We start from the raw sequence: 24,551 nt of genomic DNA, 5'->3' as shown, positions 1-24,551 counted from the left end.
TTTTTCAGAATGCCAAAAGAATTAAAACAATTACAAATAATAAATCAAATGAAAAGAAGAATCAAACACGTTACAGTTCTTGGTTCAGGAATTATGGGAAGCGGTATTGCGGCTCACTTTGCCAATATTGGCGTAGAAGTTTCGCTCCTGGATATCGTTCCTTTTGAACTCACTGAAGCAGAACAGAAAAAAGGTTTGACCAAAGAGGATAAAGCGGTAAGGAACAGAATCGCTTCTGAAAACTTTGAAAAACTGAAAAAAGCCAGTCCGGCTCTACTCTATTCACCCAAATTTGCGGATAGAATAAAGGTTGGAAACTTTGATGACGATTTACCAAAAATAAAAAATACAGACTGGATTATTGAAGTTGTGGTTGAAAGACTTGACATCAAAAAGTCCGTTTACGAAAAAATCGAACAGTTCAGAAAACCGGGAACATTGATTTCTTCCAATACATCAGGAATTCCTATTCATCTTTTGACGGAAGGAAGAAGTGATGATTTTAAACACTATTTTGCAGGAACACACTTCTTTAATCCTGTAAGATACCTTCCTCTTTTAGAGATTATCCCAACCAACGATACGCTTCCGGAAGTTATAGACTTCTATATGAATTACGGAGCAAAATTCTTAGGGAAAACAACCGTTTTGGCAAAAGATACTCCTGCATTTATCGCCAACAGAATCGGAGTTTTCTCCATGATGGATTTGCTTCATAACGTTCAGAAATTAGGTTTGACGGTTTCTGAGGTTGATAAATTGACAGGTCCTGTTATCGGTCGTCCAAAATCTGCAACATTCAGAACTGCTGATGTTGTTGGTCTGGATACTTTGGTGATGGTGGCAAACGGCGTTCGCCAAAGTGGTGCCGAAGCAAATGATTTCAATGATGTTTTTGCGCTTCCTGACTATATCCAAAAGATGGTTGATAATAAATGGTTAGGTTCAAAAACAGAGCAAGGTTTCTACAAAAAAGTGAAAAATGCGGAAGGAAAATCTGAAATTCATGGGTTAAATCTTGATACTTTAGAATATGAGCTTCAAGGAAAATCTTCTTTCCCAACTTTAGAATTAACTAAAAATATTGACAAGCCGATTGATAGATTTAAAGTGTTGATTGGCGGAAAAGATAAGGCCGGAGAATTGTACAGAAAATCTTTGGGAGCATTATTCGCTTATGTTTCGCATAAAGTTCCGGAGATTTCTGATGAAGTTTACAAAATCGACGATGCCATGAGAGCCGGTTTCGGTTGGGAAAACGGACCATTTGAAATTTGGGATGCTGTTGGAGTTCAAAAAGGTATTGAATTGGCAACAGAAGCAGGTTATCAGGTTTCAGACTGGGTAAAAAATGTGGAGACTTTCTATAAAGTGAATGAGGAAGGACAAAGCATTTATGTTGATAAAAATTCAGGTGAATACAACAAAATCCCGGGCCAGGATGCTTTCATTATTTTAGATAATATCAGAAAAAATAAAACGCTTTGGAGCAATTCAGGGGCTGCAATCGAAGATTTAGGTGACGGAATTATCAACTTTGAGATCCGTTCTAAAATGAATTCTTTGGGAGGTGAAGTGTTGGATGGATTAAACAGAGCGATCGATTTAGCTGAAAAAGAATATGACGGTTTAGTAATCGGAAATCAGGGTGCAAATTTCTCTGTGGGAGCCAATTTAGCAATGATCTTAATGATGGCGATCGAACAGGATTGGGATGATTTGAATATGGCCATTGCTTACTTCCAGAAATCGATGATGAGAGTCCGCTACTCTTCTATTCCAGTTGTTGTTGCACCTCACGGAATGACGCTTGGTGGCGGTTGCGAAATGACAATGCACGCCGACCGAGTGGTTGCTGCAGCAGAAACCTATATTGGATTAGTTGAAACCGGAGTCGGAGTAATTCCTGGTGGTGGCGGAACGAAAGAGTTGACATTGAGAACTTCAAGAGAATTCCATAACGACGATGTGAAAAACAACAGACTTCGTGATGCTTTCATGAACATTGCGATGGGTAAAGTGGCAACTTCCGCTTATGAAGCCTACGACATGGGAATTCTTGAAAAAGGTAAGGACATCGTTTCTGTAAGTAAAAACAGACAGATTGCAGAGGCTAAAAAAGTAGCAAAACTATTAGCTGAACAGGGTTATACGCAACCTATCGAGCAGAAAGTAAAAGTTTTAGGTAAAGATGCATTAGGTATGTTCTACGTTGGAACCGACCAGATGCTAACCGGAAACTATATCTCTGAACACGACAAGAAAATTGCAGATAAATTAGCTAATGTAATGGTGGGAGGAAATCTTTCTGAGCCTACAGTTGTTACTGAGCAATATTTATTGAATTTAGAAAGAGAAACTTTCTTACAGCTTTGCGGGGAAAGAAAAACGTTGGAGAGAATTCAGTATATGTTACAGAATGGTAAACCGCTTAGAAATTAATAATCTAATAATTAAGAATTAAAATGTCAAAACAAGCATATATAGTAAAAGGATTTAGAACAGCGGTAGGAAAAGCGCCTAAAGGTTCCCTTCGTTTTACTCGTCCCGATGTAATGGCGGCAACCGTAATTGAAAAATTAATGGCTGAGCTTCCGCAATTAGATAAAAACAGAATCGATGACCTTATCGTAGGAAATGCAATGCCGGAAGCTGAACAGGGCTTAAATGTGGCACGTCTTATTTCCTTAATGGGTTTAAATACTGATAAAGTTCCCGGAGTAACGGTGAACAGATATTGCGCATCGGGAAGCGAAGCAATTGCGATTGCATCTGCAAAAATTCAGGCAGGAATGGCAGATTGTATCATTGCAGGAGGTACAGAATCAATGTCTTACATTCCGATGGGTGGGTACAAACCAGTTCCTGAAACGGATATTGCCAAAACAAACCCTGATTACTATTGGGGAATGGGTTATACTGCAGAAGAAGTTGCAAAACAATACAAAATTACAAGGGAAGAACAGGATCAGTTTGCTTTTGAATCTCATATGAAAGCTTTAAAAGCAAATCAGGAAGGCAGATTTGCCAGCCAGATCGTTCCGATTCCTGTTGAATATAATTTCCTGGATGAAAACCAGAAAATGCAGACGAAAAAGTTTGATTTCTCAGTTGATGAAGGTCCTAGAGCAGATACTTCTTTGGAAGGTCTGGCTAAATTAAGACCAGTTTTCGCGAATGGAGGAAGTGTAACTGCCGGAAATTCATCGCAAATGAGTGATGGTGCTGCTTTCGTAATGGTGATGAGCGAAGAAATGGTAAAAGAACTAGGATTACAACCGGAAGCAAGATTAGTCGCTTATGCTGCAGCTGGATTAGAGCCAAGAATCATGGGGATGGGACCGATTTATGCGATTCCAAAAGCATTGAAACAGGCTGGCTTAGAATTAAAAGATATTGAGCTGATAGAATTGAACGAAGCCTTTGCCTCTCAATCGGTTGCTATTAAAAAAGAATTAGGTTTAAACCCGGATATTCTAAATGTAAATGGAGGTGCAATCGCTTTGGGGCACCCGCTTGGATGTACCGGAACAAAATTAACCGTTCAGCTTCTTGACGAAATGAGAAAACGCGGAAATAAATACGGAATGGTTTCCATGTGCGTTGGAACAGGACAAGGTGCTGCTTCAATTTTTGAATTACTTTAATTAATTATAGATTTTAAATTATAAATTTTAGATGAATAGCTACAAAGAAGATAATTTGATTCAATTAAAAACATTCGATTTTGCATTAAGAATTATTCAGTTTTATACTCAATGTAAAGCCCAGAATGAATTTATTTTATCTAAACAAATTCTTCGATGTGGAACTTCAATTGGAGCAAATATTGAAGAAGCAATAGCAGCCCAATCAAAAAAGGATTTTATTTCAAAGCTTTCAATTGCAAACAAAGAAGCAAGAGAGACTAGATATTGGTTAAGACTTTACCAATCTTCAAATTTGGTTCAAATCGAAATTGATTCTTATTTAATAGAGATTGAAAGCATCATCAATATTCTGACTAAAATCATTAAAACTTCATCTAAAAATTTATAACAGGGAATCAATAATTTAAAATTTATAATCTAAAATTTAAAATCATAAAATAATGACTACACTTAATAAAACACTGAAAGGAGGTGAGTTTTTAATAAAAGAAATTCAGGCTAATGATATCTTCTCTTTGGAAGAACTTTCTGAAGAGCAAAAAATGCTTCGTGATTCGGCGAAAGAATTTATAGATAGAGAGGTGGTACCTCAGAAAGAACGTTTCGAGAAAAAAGATTATGCATTTACGGAAGAAACAATGCGCAAACTTGGAGAAATGGGGCTTTTAGGAATTGCTGTTCCTGAAAATTATGGAGGTCTTGGAATGGGATTTGTGACAACGATGTTAGCTTGCGACTATATTTCCGGTGTTACAGGGTCATTGGCAACGGCTTACGGGGCGCATACAGGAATCGGTACTTTGCCGATCGTTCTTTATGGAACGGAAGCTCAAAAACAAAAATATCTTCCGGATCTGGCAACAGGAACAAAATTCGGAGCGTATTGCTTGACTGAACCGGATGCAGGTTCTGATGCTAACTCAGGAAAAACCAGAGCAAAATTGTCTGAAGACGGGAAACATTATATCATTAACGGGCAGAAAATGTGGATTTCCAATGCAGGATTTGCAGATACATTCACTTTATTTGCAAAAATTGATGATGATAAAAACATTACTGGTTTTGTAATCAACCGTTCGGAACTGGAAAATCCTGGAAGCTTGACTTTTGGTGAGGAAGAACACAAACTAGGTATTCGTGCCTCTTCAACCCGCCAGGTTTTCTTCAACGATATGAAAATCCCTGTTGAAAACCTTTTAGGAGAAAGAAATAACGGATTTAAAATCGCTTTAAATGCATTGAACGTTGGTCGTATCAAATTGGCAGCGGCTTGTCTGGATGCTCAGAGAAGAATTTTAAACCACTCTATTCAATATTCAAACGAGAGAAAACAGTTTGGGGTTTCTATCTCGACTTTCGGAGCGATCAGAAAGAAAATTGCTGAAATGGCGACCGGAGTTTTCGTAAGTGAGGCTGGTTCTTACAGAGCAGCAAAAAATATTGAAGACAAAATCGAAGAACTGGTTGCAGGAGGACTTGATCATCAGGCAGCAGAATTAAAAGGTGTTGAAGAATTTGCAGTAGAATGTTCAATTCTTAAAGTTTTCGTTTCAGATTTGGCTCAACATACAGCTGATGAAGGAATTCAGGTATACGGAGGAATGGGATTCTCAGAAGATACGCCAATGGAAGCGGCTTGGAGAGACTCAAGAATTTCAAGAATTTATGAAGGAACTAACGAAATCAACAGACTTTTAGCAGTTGGAATGTTGATCAAGAGAGCGATGAAAGGAGAATTAGACTTATTATCTCCGGCAATGGCCATCAGCAAAGAACTTATGGGAATTCCGTCATTTGAAGTTCCTGATTATTCTGCATTCATGAGTGAAGAAAAAGCAATCATTGCCAATCTTAAGAAGGTGTTCTTAATGGTTTCAGGAGCTGCTCTTCAAAAATATATGATGGATATTGAAAAACAGCAACATTTATTGTTGAATGCTTCTGAAATCCTTAACCAGATCTACATGGCAGAGTCTGCCGTATTGAGAGCTGAAAAACACTTCTCTCCTGATTCTGTGGAAGCTGCAATGGCTCAATTGAACCTTTACAAAGCAGTTGAAAAAATCATCGTAGCGGCAAAAGAAGGAATTATTTCTTTTGCTGAAGGCGACGAGCAGAGAATGATGCTTTCAGGATTGAGAAGATTCACGAAATATACAAATCATCCGAATGTAGTGGCATTAACAGAAAAAGTTGCTGCTCATTATATTGACAAAGGAGCTTACTAGTCTTTTAATATATAAATTTGATTTCTTAAACGTCCCAGAAATGGGACGTTTTCTATTGTTAAAAATTAGTTTTGAATGTAATAAATAGATTGTGCGAGTTGTCTTATATAAAAACTGCTGAATTATAAAAAATATAATTCAAAAACTTATTTAAAACATAACTCATGAAATTATTTTTGATTCCCATTATATTTATTTCTGTTTCGTTATCAGCCCAAAATACTGAGAAAAAAGTTCCTTCTCTTAAACTGAAGAAAGATACTTTAGATATAAAGATTGCTGATCTTAACACATCGAAAAAAAACAAACAAAAAGATTTGTATAAAATGCTTGTTCTAAAGCCGAAAAATCCTGAGATATATGCTTGTCTGAAGGATAAGAGAAAGGATACGACAGAATATAAAATTTTAAATTCTACACCGCCTGAAAAAATAAAACTTCTTTCAAAAAAGAAATAATTTTCAATTATAAATGAAACTGAAAGATTACAGAAAGCCTTGAATTAGGCCTTTTTTAATAAGTTCTTTGCTGTTTTTGCTTTTGGTCTTTTTGAGAATATTTTTGTGATGGGTACGAACCGTATGATAAGAAATTACTATGGTTTCCGCTATTTCTTTATCGCTGTACCCTTTTATTAATAAAACAAACACTTCCAGTTCTCTTTTGGTAAGCCGGTCGGTTATATTTAAAGCAAACCATTCAGGACGTAAGGTTTTCTGATAAAAATCGTGTCTTGTTCCAATGCCGGAAACGGTTACAACATAATTATTTTCATGGGAAAGATGCTGAATGTTCGTATGAATGTTTATGGTCTGCAATAGTTTTCCATTTTTGTCTTTTAAGGTATGAATCGCTTGGTGATGAAATAGTTCGTAGGTGTTTTCTTTTGTTTTCATCCGGAAGCAATACCCGGATTTTAAACTCATTTGATGCTCAAAACCGATTTCCTTATACATTTCCAGGGTCCAGGCTTCGGCTTCCATTACAAAAGCAAGATCATCAGGATGGATCAGATCTATAATATCTTTTAAATGTTGAGGATATTTATTCAGGCTGTGCATAGGTAAAATACTCTCGCTGAAATTGCTCAGGGTACTATTTTCTACATGCAAGGTATAGTAGTAAAACGGCCCTAAAGTAAATAGTTCGGCAATAATTCGCTCTATTTCAGGAATAGTTTCTACCACATGCTGATTAGATAAAACTTCCGGATACTTATCCCAAATATCGTTCAGGATATGTTTTACAGGCTCCATAGGCTAAGTTTTATATAAAAATAATTAAAATTTGGATATAAAACTAAAATTAACATATTTCATTTAATAAATTGTTTTTAAGATTACGAATTTGTTAATTATTACGATTGGTATTTTATGGGAAGATGAATATATTTTCTGCTTTAATCTACATAAGCAATTTTGAAATTTTCACATTAAATATAAACTGAAAAATTCATTATAAAAATTGTAGAAAAACCGAGAAAAAAATTAAACATAAATGTTTCGACATGTTAAAGCATTTTTTATTTTTGTACTCTATTTCATCGAAATGACAAAAGAAGAACTGCTTCATAAAGCAATTAAAATAGCAACTAAAGCACATAAAGGACAAACCGATAAATATCACGCTCCCTACATAGCTCACGTAATGCGTGTAATGGAATACGGTAAAACAACCGACGAAAAAATAGTAGGTGTTTTGCATGATGTTGTCGAAGATCATCCATCAGAATTCAGTCTGGATTATTTAAGGAATGAAGGCTTTCCCGAATACATAATTTTCGCAATAAGCTGCCTGACAAAATATGATCCGGAAGAAGATTACGATGAATTTATTAAAAGAACCGAAAGATCTCCTTTGGCTGTAGCTGTAAAAATGAATGATCTCCGGGACAATATGGATCTGAGGAGAGTGAACAGAGAGCTTACTCCCAAAGATATTAAGAGATTTAATAAATATCTGAAAGCTTACCGCTATCTTACTGACAAGTATTAAACTTTTTTGGATAAGGTAGAGTTTTAAATTATAAAGGCATTAAGAAGTAATTTTCTTAATGCCTTCATAATTTTATTGTAAGATTTTAGACAATTAGTCTGCTCCGGGATAATCAAACGTTTTTACAGGGTGATTGGTGCCGTCTATATTGATATTTAAAGCAAGGTAAAGAAAATGTAAGTTCTTATTTCCTTTTGCTTCAAATTCACGTTGCCAAAGGTATCCTGCTGCGACTCCCAAATTATTGTCGATCTGGTAACCAAATCCTCCGTAAACCCTGTTTCTTGCAAATGTAGGTTTCATAGGTGTTACAAAGAATACTTCATCATATGCATTGGCAAATACAGTTCCTTTTTTCACCTCTTTAGCATTTAAAGGGACACTCACATTCAAACGGTAACGGTAACGCATTCTTTGTGAGCTTTTATCAGTCTGGGGTTCATAAAACCAGCTTTTCTCTGCACGAAATCGGTTTTCAAATTTTACAATTCCTTTTTTAATGTCAATAACGTCCTGTAGCCAAACTCTGAATTCTTCTTTGTTGATCGCATGATCAGTGTATGTTGCATATCTTCCTAAACCAATGAAAGGCTTGTGATTTTTAGTAAGATTATATCCTACTCCTCCTTTTATTTCGTAATAATCAGGGTAAGTGAATTCATTAATACTTCTCACCTGACCTTCTGCATAAAGAAAAAATTTCGGATGAAACTTGTAGGTTAATGTCAGTGCACCAAATCCGGAAATGTGTTCCTGGGCTTTAATAAAAGTAAGACTTAAAAATAAACTAAGACTTAGAAAAAGTTTCATCTTGAAAAAATTTTTGCAAATGTAACTGAATTAACAATTTCGTAATATTAACTTTAATTCATCATGAATTAACATTTACTTAATATTGATGTTGTAGGTAAATCCTAGATGAAACCATCTTTTTGGCATTTTCACTCCAAAAGTTTCAGTATATTCTGTATTGGTGATGTTATTGATTAAAACGTACACGGAAAAGTCTTTTTTAGCAAAACTTATTTTTTCGTCCAGTAGATTGTAGCTTCTATTGTTTAATCTCTCATTGTATCTGTAAACAAGCTCATTGGTAAAATTTTTCAGGAATTTGGTTTCCAGTTTTCCGATAAATTGATGTTTCAGGTTGTCTAAAGTATATCTTGAAACAAGATCTTTAGGCTGTTTAAAATCATTATCAAGATAGGTATATCCTGCTGAATATTTCAACCATTTTAACAACTGATGATTTACTTCAACTTCTATTCCTTTTATTTCCATATCTCCCACATTCTGAGCATTCCAAATAAGGTCATTTAAAGAGATTTTTGTCCAGTCAATTGAATTGCTGGAATTCCTTAGAAATCCACTTACTTTGGCTAAAATATCTCTTGTCTGATACTGATATCCTATTTCTGCATACAAGGCATTTTCGGGTTTCAGATCAGGATTTCCATGCTCTGTTTTACTCACATAATACAGATCGGTAAAGGTCGGAACTCTATGAACTTTTGAAATGTTTCCGTAGATTTTGTTATTGCTGTTGAAGTTATATCCTACGTCTAAACCTGGATAAAAAAAGTTGCCGGCATTAGAATAATTGGCCCATGAAATTCCGGGGGAAATATTCAGTTTTTTATCGAAGAATGAGAAATAATGCTCAAAGAAAACCTGAGATACAAATCGTTCTCTGTTTCCCAGATTATTGCTTGCCAAAAATTCTTTTCTTAATTCCACTCCTATACCGGTTGTTCCCAATCCCCAATCGTAGCTGGAATTTACTTCCCCACCTACATTATTACCAATGTGCATATTTCTATAGATTTCAGGTTTCTGACGGTTAAATAGATACATATCCTGCCCTCTTCTCCAATATACATTAGAATTCAGTTTAAACTTCCCAAAGCTCTGTCTGTGGGCTAAGCTGATAATAGAAGCCTGAAGTTCTTCATACTGTTCTGTCGCAGCTGCGGAGGAGTAAAACCCATTAGCTCCAAATTTTTTCTCTGAAAAACCTGCCTGTAATCTTATATCTCCGTCCTTTATTTTTAATTGACTCTGATAAAAAATATTCCTGATATCATAATCTGTATTATGCATATATCCCTGAGAAGAATTTGAACTCATATTTAATGAATTTGAGAACTTTTCCCCTCCTGAATGGGCACTAAGTCCTAATCCATACGTTTCAAAATCTCCTGCCTCGGCATTAATCTTTACTTTTTTGCCGGGATTGATTTTTGTAATAATATTAATAGCTCCTGCATAGGCATTCTGTCCGAATCTTCTCGCTGCAGGTCCCTTGATCACTTCAATTCTTTCTACATCTGCCAAATCCACCGGAATATTCAGGGAATTGTGACCGGTTTGAGAATCATTCATCCGGATCCCGTTGATAAGAAGAAGCACCTGTTCAAAAGAGCTTCCTCTAAAAGAAACATCACTCTGCACTCCATTCGCTCCTCTCCTTCTGATATCCATTCCGGCAACCTGCTGCAGGACTTCATCAATGCTTTTTGCGGGTGAATTTGTAATTTCTTCTTTCGTAATGACAGTAATATTCTGATTGGCTGATTTATAAGGTGTAGAAATGAATTTCCCCTGAATTTCAATCGTTTCAATATCAGAAGTTTTTTCCTGAGCTTTTACAAAAAACACAGATCCAATAAGGAAAAGACTGCCTATTTTCTTAATCATAACGGTATTTACTTTTAGTTTTTGGTCATTTTTAAAAGTTCCCAAAAGTAGCGGAGTTTACTTACACCACAAAATGATTGTTGTCATACGGCTTTAAAACCATTTAAAATTAAACTATTTAAGCTATAGAAATCTTAAAATTGAAACAAAAAATAGATCCGCTTTGTGGTTACGATATTCCCGTAAAAATTCGTAATTTTGTTAGTCTTAATTTTACTATGGCTTCAACTACAGATATAGATATTAAAAAACAGATTTTTGTTAAGAATGCACACCTTAATAATCTGAAACACATAGATGTAATCATTCCTAAAAATAAATTAATTGTCATCACAGGAGTTTCCGGAAGCGGAAAATCCTCACTGGCTTTTGATACCATTTATGCAGAAGGACAGAGACGCTATGTTGAGAGTTTAAGCTCTTATGCACGTCAGTTTTTGGGAAAACTTGAAAAACCGAAAGTTGATGACATTAAAGGATTGGCTCCTTCCATTGCCATTCAGCAGAAGGTAATTTCTTCAAACCCCCGTTCAACGGTCGGAACTTCAACGGAGATTTACGATTATATGAAGCTTCTCTTTGCAAGAATCGGTAAAACATTTTCTCCTGTTTCCGGTGAAGAAGTGAAAAAAGATTCGGTTTCTGATGTAGTGGATTTTATTAAAGCTTCTAAGAAAGATACTTCTTTTTTACTAACGGCTCCCTATGAATATGACATTGCAAATTTTGGAGAAAACTTAAATGTTTTAAAACTGGCTGGATTCACAAGACTGGAAATCAACGGGAATGTTGCCGGAATTGAAGATTTGGAAAGTTTTGGCTTTACCCCTGAAAAAGGAATGGAGATCAATCTCGTAATCGACCGTTTTTCTTACGAAGAAGATGAAAGTTTTCTTCAGCGATTAGCAGATTCCATCCAGATGGCATTCTATGAAGGTCGAGGCTATTGTGCTCTAAAGAATATTGAGACCGGAAAAATTAAAGAATTTTCAAATAAGTTTGAGCTTGATGGAATCGAATTTTTAGAACCGAATGTCCATTTCTTTAGTTTTAATAATCCATACGGAGCCTGTCCTACCTGTGAAGGTTATGGAAAAGTAATCGGGATAGATGAAGATTTAGTCATTCCGAATAAGACATTATCCATTTTTGAAGATGCCGTTGCTTCCTGGAAAGGAGAAAGTATGAGCGAATGGAAAAAAGATTTTATAAAAAAAGCGAAAGACTTTCCTATTCATAAACCTTACCATCAGCTTACTAAAGAGCAGAGAGCTTATCTTTGGAAAGGTGACGGAAGCAAAACATTTCCATCAGTAAACAACTTCTTCCAGATGCTGGAGGAAAACTTATATAAAATCCAGTATCGTGTAATGCTTTCCAGGTACCGTGGTAAAACACTTTGCCCGACTTGTGAAGGGTTAAGATTACGTGAAGAAACAAGCTGGGTGAAAATTGATGGACACAATATCCAGTCGATGATTGAACTTCCTTTAGATGAGCTTTTTCCGTTAATAAAAGGCTTAAAGCTATCCGATCACGATCAGGAGGTAGCGAAAAGACTATTATATGAAATCACTACCCGACTTGAATTCTTATTAAAAGTGGGATTAGGATATTTAACGTTGAACAGAACCTCCAATACTCTTTCGGGAGGAGAAAGTCAGAGAATCAACCTGGCTACAAGCTTGGGAAGCTCTTTGGTAGGATCAATTTATATTCTGGATGAACCATCAATTGGACTGCACTCAAGAGATACGGAGAATCTGATTGAAGTATTGCAAAATCTTCGTGATTTGGGAAATACGGTAATTGTAGTAGAACACGATGAAGATGTGATGAGAGCAGCCGATTATATTATTGATATTGGTCCGGAAGCAGGATATTTAGGAGGTGAACTTGTTTTCGCCGGTGACTATAAAGAGCTGAAAGATGCAGATACTTTAACCTCAAAATATCTGACGGGCAGACTGGAAATTGAGGTTCCTGCGAAACGTAGAAAAGCCAAAGAATGGATCCATATTAAAGGGGCGCGTCAGAATAACCTTAAAAATATTGATGTAGATGTTCCGTTAGAAAGTCTTGTTGTGATTTCGGGAGTTTCGGGAAGCGGTAAATCTACCTTAATGAAAGAAATTCTTACCAACGATATCCAGGTCCAGTTAGGAATGGGCGGCAAAAAAGGAGATTATGATTCAGTGGAATTTCCTAAAAAGCTTATCAAGCATATTGAACTGATCGATCAGAACCCTATCGGGAAATCTTCAAGATCCAACCCTGTAACCTACCTGAAAGCGTATGATGATATCAGAGATTTGTTTGCTAAGCAAAAAGTAGCAAAAATGATGGGGTATAAACCTAAACATTTTTCGTTTAACGTAGACGGCGGAAGATGTGATGAATGTAAAGGAGAAGGTGTCATTAATGTTTCCATGCAGTTCATGGCAGATATTGAGCTGGAATGTGAGGTTTGTAAAGGAACTCGTTTTAAGAATGAAATTCTTGAAGTGAAATACGACGAGAAGAACATTTCAGATATTCTTCACATGACCGTTGATGAAGCTTTGGAATTTTTCAAAGATAATCATGAAGATAAAATCGTTACTAAATTAAGACCTTTACAGGACGTTGGTTTAGGGTATTTACAGTTGGGACAAAGCTCTTCTACCCTTTCCGGTGGTGAGGCACAGCGTGTAAAGTTGGCTTCATTCCTTGTAAAAGGAGTTACTACAGACAAAACATTATTTATTTTCGATGAACCTTCTACAGGGCTTCATTTCCATGATATTCAGAAATTATTAAAATCCTTACAGGCATTAATTGATTTAGGACATTCAGTAATCGTTATTGAGCATCAGCCGGATATCATTAAATGTGCAGATTACATCATTGATATTGGCCCGGAAGCAGGAAAATACGGTGGTGAAGTCGTTTTTGCGGGAACCCCGGAAGATTTGGCAAAAAATAAGAAATCACATACAGCGAAATACATTAAGGAAAAGCTGGAAAACTAAAATAGAACAGAGAGTAATTTTTACTCTCTGTTTTTATTTAAACCATTAAGAAATTTAAGATATTAAGCTCAATTAAGAGAAGAGCATTCTAATTTTAAGCGAAATATAAAGTTGACTTAATCTTCTAAAATAACCATTAAAAATTAATGATTAAGTTAAACATTATATAAAAATGGACTTTGCTTAATAAAAGTCTCATCATCAATCTGAGAAACTAAAAATTTTCCTAAATCTGTTGCTGAGATATTTTCTCCTTTACAATCTTCCAAAGATGTTTCTGTCATGAAACTCTCATCTGTCAAATTAATTAAAGGAAGTCTCACTAAAGTCCAGTCCAGATCACTTTCTGCGAGAAGTTCATATTCTTTTTGTTTGTCTGCAGTTGTTTCCGGATAATGTTGATACATCCATTCGGTGGCCATTTTCACCTTTTCATTTTTGCGGTCAAAAGGTGTATTGACGTTCAGTCCTGTTGTGACGATATATCTTTTAATTCCGTGAAATTGCATTGCCTTAATGATGTTTTTCGTGGCATCACTGAAGATTGATTCTTCTCCGGCAGGCTGTCCTAAAGTGCTGATCACTGCATTACAGTCTTTAATTAAATTCAGAATGGAATAGTAATCTCTCGCATCCCCTTTTACGGCTTCTATCAAATGGTTTTGAAGCGTAAAATTCTCAGGATTTCTTAATAATAGCTTAAGGTGATAATTATTTTCTAAAAGTTGTTGAACAAGATATTTTCCTGATTTTCCTGTTCCGCCGATTACAGCGATCATATCTTTTTTCATAGTACTTCTTTAAAGTTATTGGTTTACAAAACATAAGAAAAACCAATATGGTTAATCTTGTTGCTTTGCAGTAAAATAAAAGATTATAGGGTCCAAAGAATTTGAACCTTACGTTTTCAGACCATACAAATTGTTCTGAAATTTGGGATACTATTTATAAAGAGATTTTAATGAAATAAAGATATAAAAATTTCAACTTAAAATTATTTTTTTAGTGCCTATAATTTCATTGTAGTAATTTACCCTGAAAAGTACCTGGGAAAAAGAAGAGAAAATTATCCACAATAAATTGTTAGTTATTTGTTAATTTTAACATTAAATTAATGTTTCGTATTAAAATTATTACTACATTTACTATGTAATACTACCAAAGTGGAAACATATTTTGCTTTTTTCAGTTTTGAAATTGCAATTAAATTTATAAAAATTTAAGCACAGCATTGTCGGCTGTGCTTTTTTATTGTTGTCTAATTAAAAAAATGAGATGTATTTATCTACTGAATCCGTTCCTAAAGAGCGGATTCTTTTATAACTAGTTGAATGACTGTTTATAACTCAAAGGTGTTACATTCATTTTTTTCTTAAACAGCTTATTAAAAGACTGAGAATGCTCAAATCCCAATTGGTATGCTACTTCAGAAACTGAAAAATTAGTTGTAGTAAGATATTCCTTTGCTTTTTCGATCAGTTTTTCATGGATATGTTGCTGAGTGTTTTGCCCTGTCAGATTTCGAAGCATGTCGCTTAAATAATGGGTAGATAAATTTAACTCTGAGGCTAGGAATTCTACTGTAGGAAGCCCTTTTGTTAGCGTTTCCTGCTTATTAAAATAACTTTCCAGAACATCTTCCATTTTAGAGAGCAGATCATGGTTCACGACTTTTCGGGTAATGAACTGTCTTTTATAAAATCGGTTGCTATAGTTCAATAGAACTTCCAGGTAAGAAATAATAACGTCCTGACTGATTTCGTCAATAGCCGTATTCAGTTCCTCATTGATATTATCCAGTATCCCAACAATCAGAGTCTTTTCTTTTTCGGATAAATGCAGAGCTTCATTCGTATCATAAGAAAAGAAACCATATTTTTTGATGCTTTTTGCCAAAGGATAATTTCTTAAAAAATCAGGATGAATGAATAAGGTATATCCAAAATATTCGGCATTTTCATCCGTTGCCAGAACCTGGTTTGGTGCTGTAAACATCATGCCTCCTTCATTAAAGTCATAATATCCCTGTCCATATCCCATCTTTCCGTTTTCTGAAAATTTGTAAGAAATCTTATAAAAGCTTAGTGTGAAACTTCGGTCAAGATAATACTTATTGACACTCATTTTTGTATTATCTACTAAACTTATTAGCGGATGAAGCGGTTTCGGAACATTTAGTATCTGATGAAGTTCTGAAATTGATGAGATTTTTAAAGGAGAATTATCTTTCTTTTCCATAGTTAAAGGTATTAAAAAGAAAATTAAGTTTGAGTATATCAGGTTTTCAAATGATATACTCAAACTGTAAAAATTAAATAAACTGCTTACCGAATTGTTCTCTGAATGCTTCAGCTCCCATTTCCAGACGCTGCGCATATAATGCCTTGGCATCTTCTCCCGCTACATATCTCAACTGGCTTTTACCATCTGTAGCAGCTTCGTACACGACTTCAGCAATGAGTTCAGGTTCGGAGGCTCCTTCCATCATGGCTTCTGTATTTGAAAACATGGTATCTATCATCGTTTGATATTCAGGTTGAGTTCCCATATCCAAAGAACGGCTGATGAAATCGGTTTTGATTCCTCCGGGAGAGACTGTTTTTATATCGATTCCGAATGTGTTCAGTTCATACGCCAAACTTTCGCTCCATCCTTCCAGTGCCCATTTTGTAGCATGATACGTTGAGCCTAATGGGAAAGCAATTAATCCTCCGATGGATGTGGTTGTAATGAACATTCCGCTTTTTCTTTCTCTGAAATAAGGAATGAATTCTTTGGTAACACGAATAACCCCTAATAAATTAGTATCTAATTGTTTTAAGATCTGATCATCATTTAAAGCTTCTAAAGGTCCGATTAGTCCATACCCTGCATTATTGAATACCAGATCAATATCACTCAATTCTAATGCTTTTTTTACTGTGGTCTGAATTTGTTCTAAATTGGTAACATCCAGTGGAAGAAGCGTAAGGTTTTCCAATTGATTCAATTCTGTTTCCGCTTCCGGATTTCTCATGGTTGCAATCACGTTCCATCCTCTGCTCTGAAATAATTTTGCCGTTGTTTTTCCTAGTCCTGTTGAGGCACCAGTTATGAAAATTGTTTTCATTTTTTTATTGTTTTAAAATTACATGACAAAATTCCGGACTTATAAAAAGATTAAAGTTGCCAAAACGGATATTGATGTAGCCAAAATGAAATTGGTCTGAAAATTTCATTCTATCATTACATCCTTATCCTAATTTAAATCATATGAAAACAAAACAAATTTGGGCAAACTTACCCGTTTCTAACCTTGAAAGAACTGCAAAATTTTATGAGCAATTAGGTTTTACATTAAACGGTTCTGTAAAATCTGATGAACTGATAAGTTTTTCTTTTGGAGAAAATAGCTTTATCATTAATTTTTTCCTGAAAGATATTCTTGAAAATAATACTAAAATGAAGTTTTCTGATGTAAAATCCGGAAATGAAATCATTTTCAGTCTTTCTGCGGCAAGTAAAGAAGATGTTGATGAATGGGTAAAGATGGTTGAGAAAGCTGGTGGTACTATTTCTACGGAACCTTATACAATAGAAGAAGGATATACATTTGGATTTTCCGATCCCGACGGACATGCATTCAATGTGCTGTATTGGCCAGGAATGTAATCATAAAAATACCGAAGATCCATAAGAACCTTCGGTAAAAATTTGCTAAATATGATTATTGTGAATTACGATTTCAAGGTCCAGATTGAACCATTCTTTGTCGTAAATTTTTCAAGAGTTCCTTTAGCGGCAAGGTCATTTAAGAGTCTCTCGCTCTCAACTCTTGGTGTTCCTGATAATTCTGAAAATTCTTTTGCGGTAAGAGAAGGATATTTTGCAAATAAGCTCTCCCAGTTTTTAGAATATTCAGATTTTTTTGTATCCGAATTTATTTTTAAGATGGCAGTTTCATAGAATGCATATGGTTTTGAACCGTATACTGTTTCTCTGTTTCCGTTTCCGTTGGTAAAGAACATCGTAGGGAAACCACGAACGCCCAATTCTCGGGCTAATTTCAGATCTTCCTGGAAAAGGTCTTTTGCTTTCCCTTCAAAATCTGCTTTTAGTTTATTGGTATCTAATCCAACTTTTTCAGCTGCCACAGCAATATGTTCCCATTTTGCGATATTTTTTTTCTTTAAAAATACCATTTCACGAAGCTCTCTCATAAAATCCAATGCTTTCGATTTATCCTGAAGCTGTGCTGCTTTAAAGGCAATGGAAGGTGGGTAAGAAGAATCCAACGGATCTTTTAGCCACACATCTCCGTCAATGGGCATATCGTAATATCCGCTTACCTCATCCCAATGTTGGGCAACATCCGAAGGCTTGCTGATTCCTCCGCTGTTGTAACTCCAGTCCGGAAGAAGACCTCCCATTCTGTATTCTATTTCTACGCTGTTTCCGTATTCTAACTTTAATTTTCTCAATTGAGGTTCGATCCCCCAGCAAGAAGAGCAGATAGGATCGGTAAAATAAATAACTTTCACTGGCTTTTCATTGGTTTTAGCATGCCCATTGTTCTTTTTTTCTCCTGGTGTTTCACAGATCCCTGTTGCAGGATCACATAATAATGGGTTAGTAGTTTTGTTTTCCATTTTTTTACTTTTATCGTTCTGTCCTTTGCAACTGCCTAAAGTCATAGTAAGGAACAAGAATGTTAGTATTTTGTAGTTTATCATTTTTTTAATCATGATAATATTTTATACAGATTTACTATTGAGTGCAAAGCTAACATTTAATCATTACATTTTCACAATAAATTTCATTTTGGAAACTAGTTTCCTCTAGGAAACTACCTGATTATTTTTATACATTTACAACTTCTAATCTTTTAATAGGATTTTTAATAAACTTAAGGAATGAAAAAAGTAGCCAATCTAAATACCACATTAGTTTGCAAAAACAGGATGAATGCCATTAAAGATGCGATGGAAATTCTATCTGGCAAATGGAAATTTCATATTTTAGGAACCTTACTGCAGGGAGGAAATATGCGTTTTATGGACCTCTTGAGGGAAATTGACGGTATTGCCGCCAAAATGCTTTCCAAAGAGCTTCAGGACATGGAAATCAATCATCTTATTAAACGTACCGTACTGGATACAAAACCTGTAACGGTGGAATATGAAGTTACCGAATACGGCAGAACTATTGAACCTATTATTGATGAAATTGCTAAGTGGGGCCTCGAATATCGAAGATCCCTTTATCAGAAATAAATAAAAACCGACAAATAGGATGTCGGTTCAAAAAACAAAAATTGATATGGATATGATTAGATATGTGTTTTAATATTTTTTTGTTGATACAAAATTATGTTTATTTAGAATTAATAAAAATAAAAACATCCTGACATTTGTCAGGATTACTAAAGTTTGAATCTAAATCATAATTAAAATAATGTTATTGAGTGAAGAATTCCCCGAAATGCCATAATACACCGCAGGGATCATGAACAAAACATTCTTTTCCCCATGTCATGGTCCGGATCGGTGTTAATCTCACTCCTTCATACTTTTCAAGATTTAATTGCTGAAGATTTTCCCAAAATTTCTCAACATTCCCTACTTCTATAAAAAGCATGGTATTATCAATCCAGTCTTTTACATAGGCGTCCTGTAAATAAAATCCTATGTCATCCCATGTGAAGAGGGATAATTTAGGTTCTAAAATAATTTCTTCAAATCCCAGATCCCGGTAAAAACTACGGCTGATCTCAAAGTTTTCGGAACCTATGAAAGGACGTATTGATTTGATTTCCTGTTTCATAATTAATAGTATTACATTAAAATAAAAGGACAAACTGTATTATTCAACAAATTTGTCCTCTTTTTCTGACCGTAGATTATTTTTTATCTACTACAATTCTTTCTTTTCTGTTGGCCAGTTCCCAGGCTGTTGCAAAGACAAGCTGCGTTCTTTTTGCCAGTAAGTTGTAATCAATTTTTTCAACATCATCCGTTGGTTTATGGTAATCTTCATGAATTCCGTCAAAGAAAAACGCTACCGGAATATTATTTTTAGCAAAATTATAATGATCGGACCTGTAATACAATCTTTGAGGATCATTCGGATCATCGTATTTATAGTTGAGCTCCAGATTATTTGTTGTCTTATTGGCGGCTTCATTAATGACCTTTAACTGTGAGCTTAACATATCTGAACCGATTACATAAACGTATTGTTTCCCTCTGTTTTCAGGATCATCACGCCCGATCATATCGATATTTAAATCTACTACTGTATTGGCCAAAGGAAACACCGGATTATCCGTATAATATTCTGAACCAAACAAGCCATGTTCTTCTCCGGTCACATGAAGAAATAAAATCGATCTTTTAGGCCCTTTTCCTGCTTTTTTAGCACTCTGAAAAGCCTTTGCGATTTCCATTACGGCTACAGTTCCGCTTCCGTCATCATCCGCACCATTATATACGATTCCATTTCTTGTTCCTACATGATCATAATGTCCGGAGATCACAACAATCTCCTCCGGTTTTTCACTTCCTTCAATAAAAGCCAGGATATTTTCAGAATCAGGAAGGTTTCCTCCTCCTCTCTGCTTCATAAAATCAGCCGGAACCTTCTGATAATATGAACCTAAAGCTTTTGGATAAGAAATCCCTAAGTTTTTATAATAATTTATCATGTATTCACCCGCTTTTTTCTGTCCGGGACTTCCTGTATCTCTTCCCTCCATTTCATCGGAAGCGATTACATATAAGTTTTTCTTTAGATCTTCTGCCTTAATCTCCTTATAAGCAGTCTGAAAGGCTTTATTATATGTTTTAGGGGAAACAACAGATGAGCCGGACGTTTCCGTAGAAACTTTAGAAGCTCCGCAACTTGTAAGGAAAACTGCAGCTAGCACCGGAATGATTAACTTTTTCATGTAAAATAATTTTCTTAAAAATAGCAAAATATATTTATTCTTTGCTGAAATGTAAAATTTATTATATTTGATTTAAATGGAAACTGAATGGTAGAAATTTACGGATTTAATCATTATTCTTTTTTTACAGAAATGTCTGAGCTTTCCAGAAAGCACGGAAGCTTCGACCTGTCTTTAGGGTTACCTGATTTTGAAATAGACGGCAGGTTACGATACTATCTTAAAGAATCTGCAGACCGCATCAGTCACAGCTACGAATCGCTTGAAGGAAATGCCTTACTGATTGATAATATTATTAAATTCAATGCCAAAAGAAAGAATAGCATTATGGTAAAAAGAGAAGAAGTAAATATTGTTCCCTGTTCAACTTTTGCTTTATATACTTCTTTGAAATCTATTCTTAATCAGGGGGATGAAGTTATTGTAATACAGCCCTCTTATTATACCTATGCGCCGTCAATTGTTCTTAACGGAGGTGTGCCGGTTTATTATGATCTGGAATGTAATTTTACCATTAACTGGGAAAATCTTAAGAGCTGTATTTCAGAAAAAACAAAAGCGATTATCGTAAATTCCCCTCAAAATCCTACCGGGAAAATTTGGACTCAAAATGATTGGGATCAATTGTATGATTTAATCAAAGACCGGGAAATTTATTTGATTTCAGAAGAGATCTATGATATTTACTGTTACGATGATATTGAACATTACAGTTCATTTCTTCATCCGGATTTGAAAAAAAGGACCTTTTGTATATTTTCTTTCGGAAAAATGTTTCATGCAACCGGCTGGAAAGTAAGTTACCTGCTTGCAGCAGAAGATTTGCTGAAAAACTTCAGAAGCTATCAACAGTACATTTCTTTTAGTACTAATGCTCCTGCTCAGTATGCAGTTGCCAAATATCTCGAGGTATTTGATCCTGAAGAAAACCGAAAAGCAATGGAAAATAAAAGGGATATTTTTAATGATCTTATTCAGTATACACCATTGCAGGTTGAGCAAAAAGCGCAGGGAAGCTTCTTTCAGATCGTTAATTTCAGAAATATTTCCAAATCGATGACAGATGTAGAATTCTCAAAATGGCTGACTGTAGAGAAAAAAGTATCCTGTCTGCCGGTTTCAGCGTTTTACAATTCCAAAACAAATTCTGATTATATAAGATTCAGTTTTGCCAAAAAAGATGATTTGATCATTGATGCCTTAGAGCATTTGAGAAAAAACCTTTAAATATTCTCAGGATTATATATAAAAAGCACTGCAATCGCAGTGCTTTTTATTTTTTTATTGTTTAATTATAAAGAGAGAACCCTTACATCAATTCGTCTGTTTTTCGCCTTACACTCATCAGTATCGTTAGCTGCACAAACCGGATGCTGAGAACCATATCCTTCCGCTTCCACTCTATCAGCAGCGATTCCTAATTCTAATAATTTTAGTTTTGCAGTTTGAGCTCTTAAATTGGATAGCTTTTGATTACTTTCATCATTCCCTGAATTATCTGTATATCCTCCCAGTTTTATTTTCAAATCCGGATAAGCGGTCATAATTTCAACCAAATTTAATAATTGAGCTTCTGAACCTGCTTTTAAATCACTTGAGCCTGTTTCAAAATAAAGGTTTTCAATGGTGTACCAATTATTGGGATCTAAAACTTTCTGATCTTTTTGTTTCACAGAATTATACAGCTGATATAATTGGCTTCCTTCTCCTATTGAAATTTTCTTTCCTCCTTTCAATTCAATTTCTTTGATATTTCCTGTATCATATACAAAATCACCATTTTCATTTACATAGCCTTTAATTTCTTTTGGAGCTAATATAAGTGCACTATTATGAGTATCGATTGAAGAACCCGGACCTGAAATCCCCGTTAAAGCTTCAATTTTTGCTTTTCGGTTCGCTTCGATTTTATCTTTGTGTAAAGTTGCCAAAGTCGGTGCAATAACCAGTGAAACGATGGACATCAATTTAATAAGAATATTCATGGACGGTCCCGAAGTATCTTTGAACGGATCTCCTACTGTATCTCCGGTAACCGAAGCTTTATGAGGTTCTGATCCTTTATAATACGTCTGTCCGTTGATGTCTACTCCTTTTTCAAATGATTTTTTAGCATTATCCCATGCTCCGCCTGCATTATTCTGGAACATTCCCATTAATACCCCACTTACGGTTGCTCCGGCTAAAAAACCGCCTAATACTTCAGGTCCGAAAATAAATCCGATTAATAAAGGTGAAATAATAGCGATTGCTCCCGGAAGCATCATTTTCCTAATGGAAGCATCCGTAGAAATAGCAACACATTTTTCATATTCTGGCTGTGCTTTTCCTTCCAAAATCCCCGGAATCTCACGAAACTGTCTGCGGACTTCTTCCACCATTGCCATTGCAGCCTGTCCTACCGCTGTAATAGCTAAGGAAGAAAATATAAACGGAATCATACCTCCTACAAATAATCCGGCCAAAACATCGGCTCTGTAAATATCAATCCCATCGATACCTGCAATCCCTACGAAAGCAGCAAATAAAGCTAAAGCAGTCAATGCTGCAGAAGCAATAGCAAATCCTTTTCCCGTTGCTGCCGTAGTGTTTCCGACAGCATCTAAAATATCTGTTTTTTCACGGACTTCTTTTGGCAATTCACTCATTTCAGCGATTCCTCCTGCATTGTCCGCAATAGGACCGAAAGCGTCAATGGCCAATTGCATCGCTGTTGTTGCCATCATACCTGCCGCAGCAATAGCAACGCCATATAATCCTGCACATAGATAAGAGCCATAAATTCCGCCTGCTAAAACAATAATAGGTAATAATGTTGATTCCATACCCACTGAAAGTCCGCCGATAATATTGGTGGCATGACCTGTCGAAGATTGTCTTACAATACTGGAAACCGGTCTTTTCCCCATTGCGGTATAATATTCCGTGATGATACTCATTAATGTACCGACAACCAATCCTACCATAATTGCTCCGAAAACGCCCATTTTAGAGAATTCCTGACCTCTAAGAACCATTTTATCAGGCAAGATATAAGTCACCAAAAAATAAGAAGCTATAGCCGTAATAACGATACTTCCCCAGTTTCCCAGATTGAGTGCATTTTGTACGCTTGAAGTAGACGAACCTTCGTTATCATTAATTCTGACAAATAAAGTTCCTATAATAGAAAATATAATCCCGGTCCCTGCAATCAGCATGGGTAAAAGAATGGGTGCAAAACCTCCAAAAGAATCTTCAGATATGGTTTCTCTTCCTAAAACCATGGTTGCTAAAACCGTAGCAACGTAAGATCCGAATAAATCGGCTCCCATTCCTGCAACATCCCCTACATTGTCTCCTACGTTATCTGCAATTGTCGCCGGATTTCGGGGATCATCTTCCGGAATTCCTGCTTCTACCTTTCCCACCAAATCAGCTCCCACATCAGCAGCCTTAGTATAAATTCCGCCTCCTACTCTTGCAAAAAGAGCAATGGATTCTGCTCCCAAAGAAAACCCCGTTAAGATCTCGATGGTTCTTTCCATTTCGTGGGAATCTACAGGCGCATTTGCTGCAAAAATCTGTTTAATAATTAAAAATAAAGCACCTAATCCTAAAACGGCCAATCCGGCAACGCCCATTCCCATTACAGAACCTCCTGTAAAAGAAACTTTAAGAGCTTTTGAAAGCGAAGTTCTCGCAGCTTCTGCTGTTCTTACATTGGCTTTCGTTGCGATTTTCATCCCGATAAAGCCTGCAGATGCTGAAAATATAGCTCCAACAACAAAAGCAATCCCGATACTCCAGTGGGAGTTGGCATTGCTCATTCCCATCACCGCTAAAAGAATAGCTACAATTACTACGAAATAAGTTAAAATCTTGTACTCAGCCTTTAGAAAAGCCATTGCACCGTCAGCGATATGTCCGCTGATAACTTTCATTTTGTCATTTCCGGCATCCTGCTTACTCACCCAATTGCTTTGAATAAAGGTATAGAGCAAAGCAATGACACCAAAAATTGGTACTAACACAAATAAGTCCATAGTTTAATATTTTTTGGTAA

20 protein-coding genes are annotated in these 24,551 nt (G+C 35.6%); 10 read left to right on the top strand and 10 right to left on the bottom strand.

Going from position 1 to position 24,551, the window contains the following annotated elements:
* The first annotated feature begins 48 nt into the window (after window positions 1–48).
* The 5 genes from CLV73_RS04015 to CLV73_RS03995 all read left to right on the top strand — a co-directional run bounded on the left by CLV73_RS04015 (window position 49) and on the right by CLV73_RS03995 (window position 6,336).
* Window positions 49–2,442 carry a 3-hydroxyacyl-CoA dehydrogenase/enoyl-CoA hydratase family protein gene (locus CLV73_RS04015; protein WP_100376984.1) on the top strand — a complete coding sequence of 798 codons (2,394 nt, stop codon included), beginning with the start codon at window positions 49–51 and terminating at the stop codon, window positions 2,440–2,442.
* 23 nt (window positions 2,443–2,465) lie between these two features.
* Complete coding sequence (locus CLV73_RS04010; protein ID WP_100375577.1) at window positions 2,466–3,647, top strand: acetyl-CoA C-acyltransferase; 1,182 nt, start codon at window positions 2,466–2,468, stop codon at window positions 3,645–3,647.
* A gap of 31 nt (window positions 3,648–3,678) precedes the next feature.
* Window positions 3,679–4,038, top strand: a complete 360-nt coding sequence (locus CLV73_RS04005) for a four helix bundle protein (RefSeq protein WP_100375576.1) — start codon at window positions 3,679–3,681, stop codon at window positions 4,036–4,038.
* Between the two features lie 52 nt (window positions 4,039–4,090).
* Window positions 4,091–5,878: an acyl-CoA dehydrogenase family protein gene (locus CLV73_RS04000; RefSeq protein ID WP_100375575.1), complete on the top strand. Its 1,788-nt coding sequence runs from the start codon at window positions 4,091–4,093 to the stop codon at window positions 5,876–5,878.
* A gap of 164 nt (window positions 5,879–6,042) precedes the next feature.
* On the top strand, window positions 6,043–6,336 hold the full coding sequence (locus CLV73_RS03995; protein ID WP_100375574.1) for a hypothetical protein: 294 nt from the start codon (window positions 6,043–6,045) through the stop codon (window positions 6,334–6,336).
* Window positions 6,337–6,363: 27 nt separating this feature from the next.
* Here the strand turns inward: CLV73_RS03995 and CLV73_RS03990 are convergent, their stop codons facing one another.
* The gene (locus CLV73_RS03990; RefSeq protein WP_100375573.1) at window positions 6,364–7,134 is read right to left on the bottom strand and encodes a response regulator transcription factor; all 771 of its coding nucleotides are present in this window, start codon (window positions 7,132–7,134) and stop codon (window positions 6,364–6,366) included.
* 292 nt (window positions 7,135–7,426) lie between these two features.
* On the opposite strand from CLV73_RS03990, the gene CLV73_RS03985 reads away from it, so the two are divergent.
* Window positions 7,427–7,873 carry a phosphohydrolase gene (locus tag CLV73_RS03985; RefSeq protein WP_100375572.1) on the top strand — a complete coding sequence of 149 codons (447 nt, stop codon included), beginning with the start codon at window positions 7,427–7,429 and terminating at the stop codon, window positions 7,871–7,873.
* Between the two features lie 93 nt (window positions 7,874–7,966).
* On the opposite strand, the gene CLV73_RS03980 is transcribed toward CLV73_RS03985, so the two are convergent.
* Both CLV73_RS03980 and CLV73_RS03975 read right to left on the bottom strand, forming a co-directional pair.
* Window positions 7,967–8,683, bottom strand: coding sequence for a DUF2490 domain-containing protein (locus CLV73_RS03980; RefSeq protein WP_100375571.1), 717 nt, complete (start codon window positions 8,681–8,683; stop codon window positions 7,967–7,969).
* 75 nt (window positions 8,684–8,758) lie between these two features.
* Window positions 8,759–10,570: a TonB-dependent receptor plug domain-containing protein gene (locus CLV73_RS03975; RefSeq protein WP_100376983.1), complete on the bottom strand. Its 1,812-nt coding sequence runs from the start codon at window positions 10,568–10,570 to the stop codon at window positions 8,759–8,761.
* Window positions 10,571–10,788: 218 nt separating this feature from the next.
* Here CLV73_RS03975 and uvrA point away from each other — a divergent pair, with 218 nt between their 5' ends.
* Window positions 10,789–13,581, top strand: coding sequence for an excinuclease ABC subunit UvrA (gene uvrA, locus CLV73_RS03970; protein WP_100375570.1), 2,793 nt, complete (start codon window positions 10,789–10,791; stop codon window positions 13,579–13,581).
* A 155-nt stretch (window positions 13,582–13,736) separates the two neighbouring features.
* Here uvrA and CLV73_RS03965 read toward each other — a convergent pair whose 3' ends face one another.
* The 3 genes from CLV73_RS03965 to CLV73_RS03955 form a co-directional block, all read right to left on the bottom strand.
* On the bottom strand, window positions 13,737–14,372 hold the full coding sequence (locus CLV73_RS03965; protein ID WP_100375569.1) for an NAD(P)-dependent oxidoreductase: 636 nt from the start codon (window positions 14,370–14,372) through the stop codon (window positions 13,737–13,739).
* Window positions 14,373–14,904: 532 nt separating this feature from the next.
* Complete coding sequence (locus tag CLV73_RS03960) at window positions 14,905–15,819, bottom strand: helix-turn-helix domain-containing protein (RefSeq protein WP_100375568.1); 915 nt, start codon at window positions 15,817–15,819, stop codon at window positions 14,905–14,907.
* A gap of 73 nt (window positions 15,820–15,892) precedes the next feature.
* A complete protein-coding gene (locus tag CLV73_RS03955; protein WP_100375567.1) occupies window positions 15,893–16,690 on the bottom strand; it encodes an SDR family oxidoreductase in 798 nt (265 codons plus the stop codon).
* Between the two features lie 143 nt (window positions 16,691–16,833).
* Between CLV73_RS03955 and CLV73_RS03950 the strand changes: the two genes are divergently transcribed.
* On the top strand, window positions 16,834–17,232 hold the full coding sequence (locus tag CLV73_RS03950; protein WP_100375566.1) for a VOC family protein: 399 nt from the start codon (window positions 16,834–16,836) through the stop codon (window positions 17,230–17,232).
* A gap of 65 nt (window positions 17,233–17,297) precedes the next feature.
* Here CLV73_RS03950 and CLV73_RS03945 read toward each other — a convergent pair whose 3' ends face one another.
* Complete coding sequence (locus CLV73_RS03945) at window positions 17,298–18,209, bottom strand: ClpXP adapter SpxH family protein (protein WP_100376982.1); 912 nt, start codon at window positions 18,207–18,209, stop codon at window positions 17,298–17,300.
* Window positions 18,210–18,473: 264 nt separating this feature from the next.
* Between CLV73_RS03945 and CLV73_RS03940 the strand changes: the two genes are divergently transcribed.
* Window positions 18,474–18,833, top strand: coding sequence for a winged helix-turn-helix transcriptional regulator (locus CLV73_RS03940; protein WP_100375565.1), 360 nt, complete (start codon window positions 18,474–18,476; stop codon window positions 18,831–18,833).
* Between the two features lie 184 nt (window positions 18,834–19,017).
* Here the strand turns inward: CLV73_RS03940 and CLV73_RS03935 are convergent, their stop codons facing one another.
* Together CLV73_RS03935 and CLV73_RS03930 are read right to left on the bottom strand one after the other, a co-directional pair.
* Window positions 19,018–19,383 carry a VOC family protein gene (locus CLV73_RS03935; protein ID WP_100375564.1) on the bottom strand — a complete coding sequence of 122 codons (366 nt, stop codon included), beginning with the start codon at window positions 19,381–19,383 and terminating at the stop codon, window positions 19,018–19,020.
* Between the two features lie 76 nt (window positions 19,384–19,459).
* A complete protein-coding gene (locus CLV73_RS03930) occupies window positions 19,460–20,506 on the bottom strand; it encodes a M28 family metallopeptidase (RefSeq protein WP_100375563.1) in 1,047 nt (348 codons plus the stop codon).
* Between the two features lie 87 nt (window positions 20,507–20,593).
* Here CLV73_RS03930 and CLV73_RS03925 point away from each other — a divergent pair, with 87 nt between their 5' ends.
* Window positions 20,594–21,733: an aminotransferase class I/II-fold pyridoxal phosphate-dependent enzyme gene (locus CLV73_RS03925; protein WP_100375562.1), complete on the top strand. Its 1,140-nt coding sequence runs from the start codon at window positions 20,594–20,596 to the stop codon at window positions 21,731–21,733.
* Between the two features lie 65 nt (window positions 21,734–21,798).
* Here CLV73_RS03925 and CLV73_RS03920 read toward each other — a convergent pair whose 3' ends face one another.
* Window positions 21,799–24,531 (bottom strand): sodium-translocating pyrophosphatase, encoded by a 2,733-nt coding sequence (locus CLV73_RS03920; protein WP_100375561.1) that lies wholly within the window; start codon window positions 24,529–24,531, stop codon window positions 21,799–21,801.
* Between the last annotated feature and the right edge of the window lie 20 nt (window positions 24,532–24,551).

Origin of the sequence: Chryseobacterium geocarposphaerae (assembly GCF_002797535.1) — a bacterium.
Lineage (GTDB): Bacteria > Bacteroidota > Bacteroidia > Flavobacteriales > Weeksellaceae > Chryseobacterium > Chryseobacterium geocarposphaerae.
The sequence above is the reverse complement of the archived record's forward strand: the minus strand, read 5'-3'. Positions and strand labels throughout refer to the sequence as shown.

Excerpts from the sequence above, each read along its gene's own strand:
- CLV73_RS04015 (WP_100376984.1), top strand. The coding sequence starts at position 49 with ATGAAAAGAAGAATCAAACACGTTACAGTTCTTGGTTCAGGAATTATG.
- CLV73_RS04010 (WP_100375577.1), top strand. The coding sequence starts at position 2,466 with ATGTCAAAACAAGCATATATAGTAAAAGGATTTAGAACAGCGGTAGGA.
- CLV73_RS04005 (WP_100375576.1), top strand. The coding sequence starts at position 3,679 with ATGAATAGCTACAAAGAAGATAATTTGATTCAATTAAAAACATTCGAT.
- CLV73_RS04000 (WP_100375575.1), top strand. The coding sequence starts at position 4,091 with ATGACTACACTTAATAAAACACTGAAAGGAGGTGAGTTTTTAATAAAA.
- CLV73_RS03995 (WP_100375574.1), top strand. The coding sequence starts at position 6,043 with ATGAAATTATTTTTGATTCCCATTATATTTATTTCTGTTTCGTTATCA.
- CLV73_RS03990 (WP_100375573.1), bottom strand. The coding sequence starts at position 7,134 with ATGGAGCCTGTAAAACATATCCTGAACGATATTTGGGATAAGTATCCG.
- CLV73_RS03985 (WP_100375572.1), top strand. The coding sequence starts at position 7,427 with ATGACAAAAGAAGAACTGCTTCATAAAGCAATTAAAATAGCAACTAAA.
- CLV73_RS03980 (WP_100375571.1), bottom strand. The coding sequence starts at position 8,683 with ATGAAACTTTTTCTAAGTCTTAGTTTATTTTTAAGTCTTACTTTTATT.
- CLV73_RS03975 (WP_100376983.1), bottom strand. The coding sequence starts at position 10,570 with ATGATTAAGAAAATAGGCAGTCTTTTCCTTATTGGATCTGTGTTTTTT.
- uvrA (WP_100375570.1), top strand. The coding sequence starts at position 10,789 with ATGGCTTCAACTACAGATATAGATATTAAAAAACAGATTTTTGTTAAG.
- CLV73_RS03965 (WP_100375569.1), bottom strand. The coding sequence starts at position 14,372 with ATGAAAAAAGATATGATCGCTGTAATCGGCGGAACAGGAAAATCAGGA.
- CLV73_RS03960 (WP_100375568.1), bottom strand. The coding sequence starts at position 15,819 with ATGGAAAAGAAAGATAATTCTCCTTTAAAAATCTCATCAATTTCAGAA.
- CLV73_RS03955 (WP_100375567.1), bottom strand. The coding sequence starts at position 16,690 with ATGAAAACAATTTTCATAACTGGTGCCTCAACAGGACTAGGAAAAACA.
- CLV73_RS03950 (WP_100375566.1), top strand. The coding sequence starts at position 16,834 with ATGAAAACAAAACAAATTTGGGCAAACTTACCCGTTTCTAACCTTGAA.
- CLV73_RS03945 (WP_100376982.1), bottom strand. The coding sequence starts at position 18,209 with ATGGAAAACAAAACTACTAACCCATTATTATGTGATCCTGCAACAGGG.
- CLV73_RS03940 (WP_100375565.1), top strand. The coding sequence starts at position 18,474 with ATGAAAAAAGTAGCCAATCTAAATACCACATTAGTTTGCAAAAACAGG.
- CLV73_RS03935 (WP_100375564.1), bottom strand. The coding sequence starts at position 19,383 with ATGAAACAGGAAATCAAATCAATACGTCCTTTCATAGGTTCCGAAAAC.
- CLV73_RS03930 (WP_100375563.1), bottom strand. The coding sequence starts at position 20,506 with ATGAAAAAGTTAATCATTCCGGTGCTAGCTGCAGTTTTCCTTACAAGT.
- CLV73_RS03925 (WP_100375562.1), top strand. The coding sequence starts at position 20,594 with ATGGTAGAAATTTACGGATTTAATCATTATTCTTTTTTTACAGAAATG.
- CLV73_RS03920 (WP_100375561.1), bottom strand. The coding sequence starts at position 24,531 with ATGGACTTATTTGTGTTAGTACCAATTTTTGGTGTCATTGCTTTGCTC.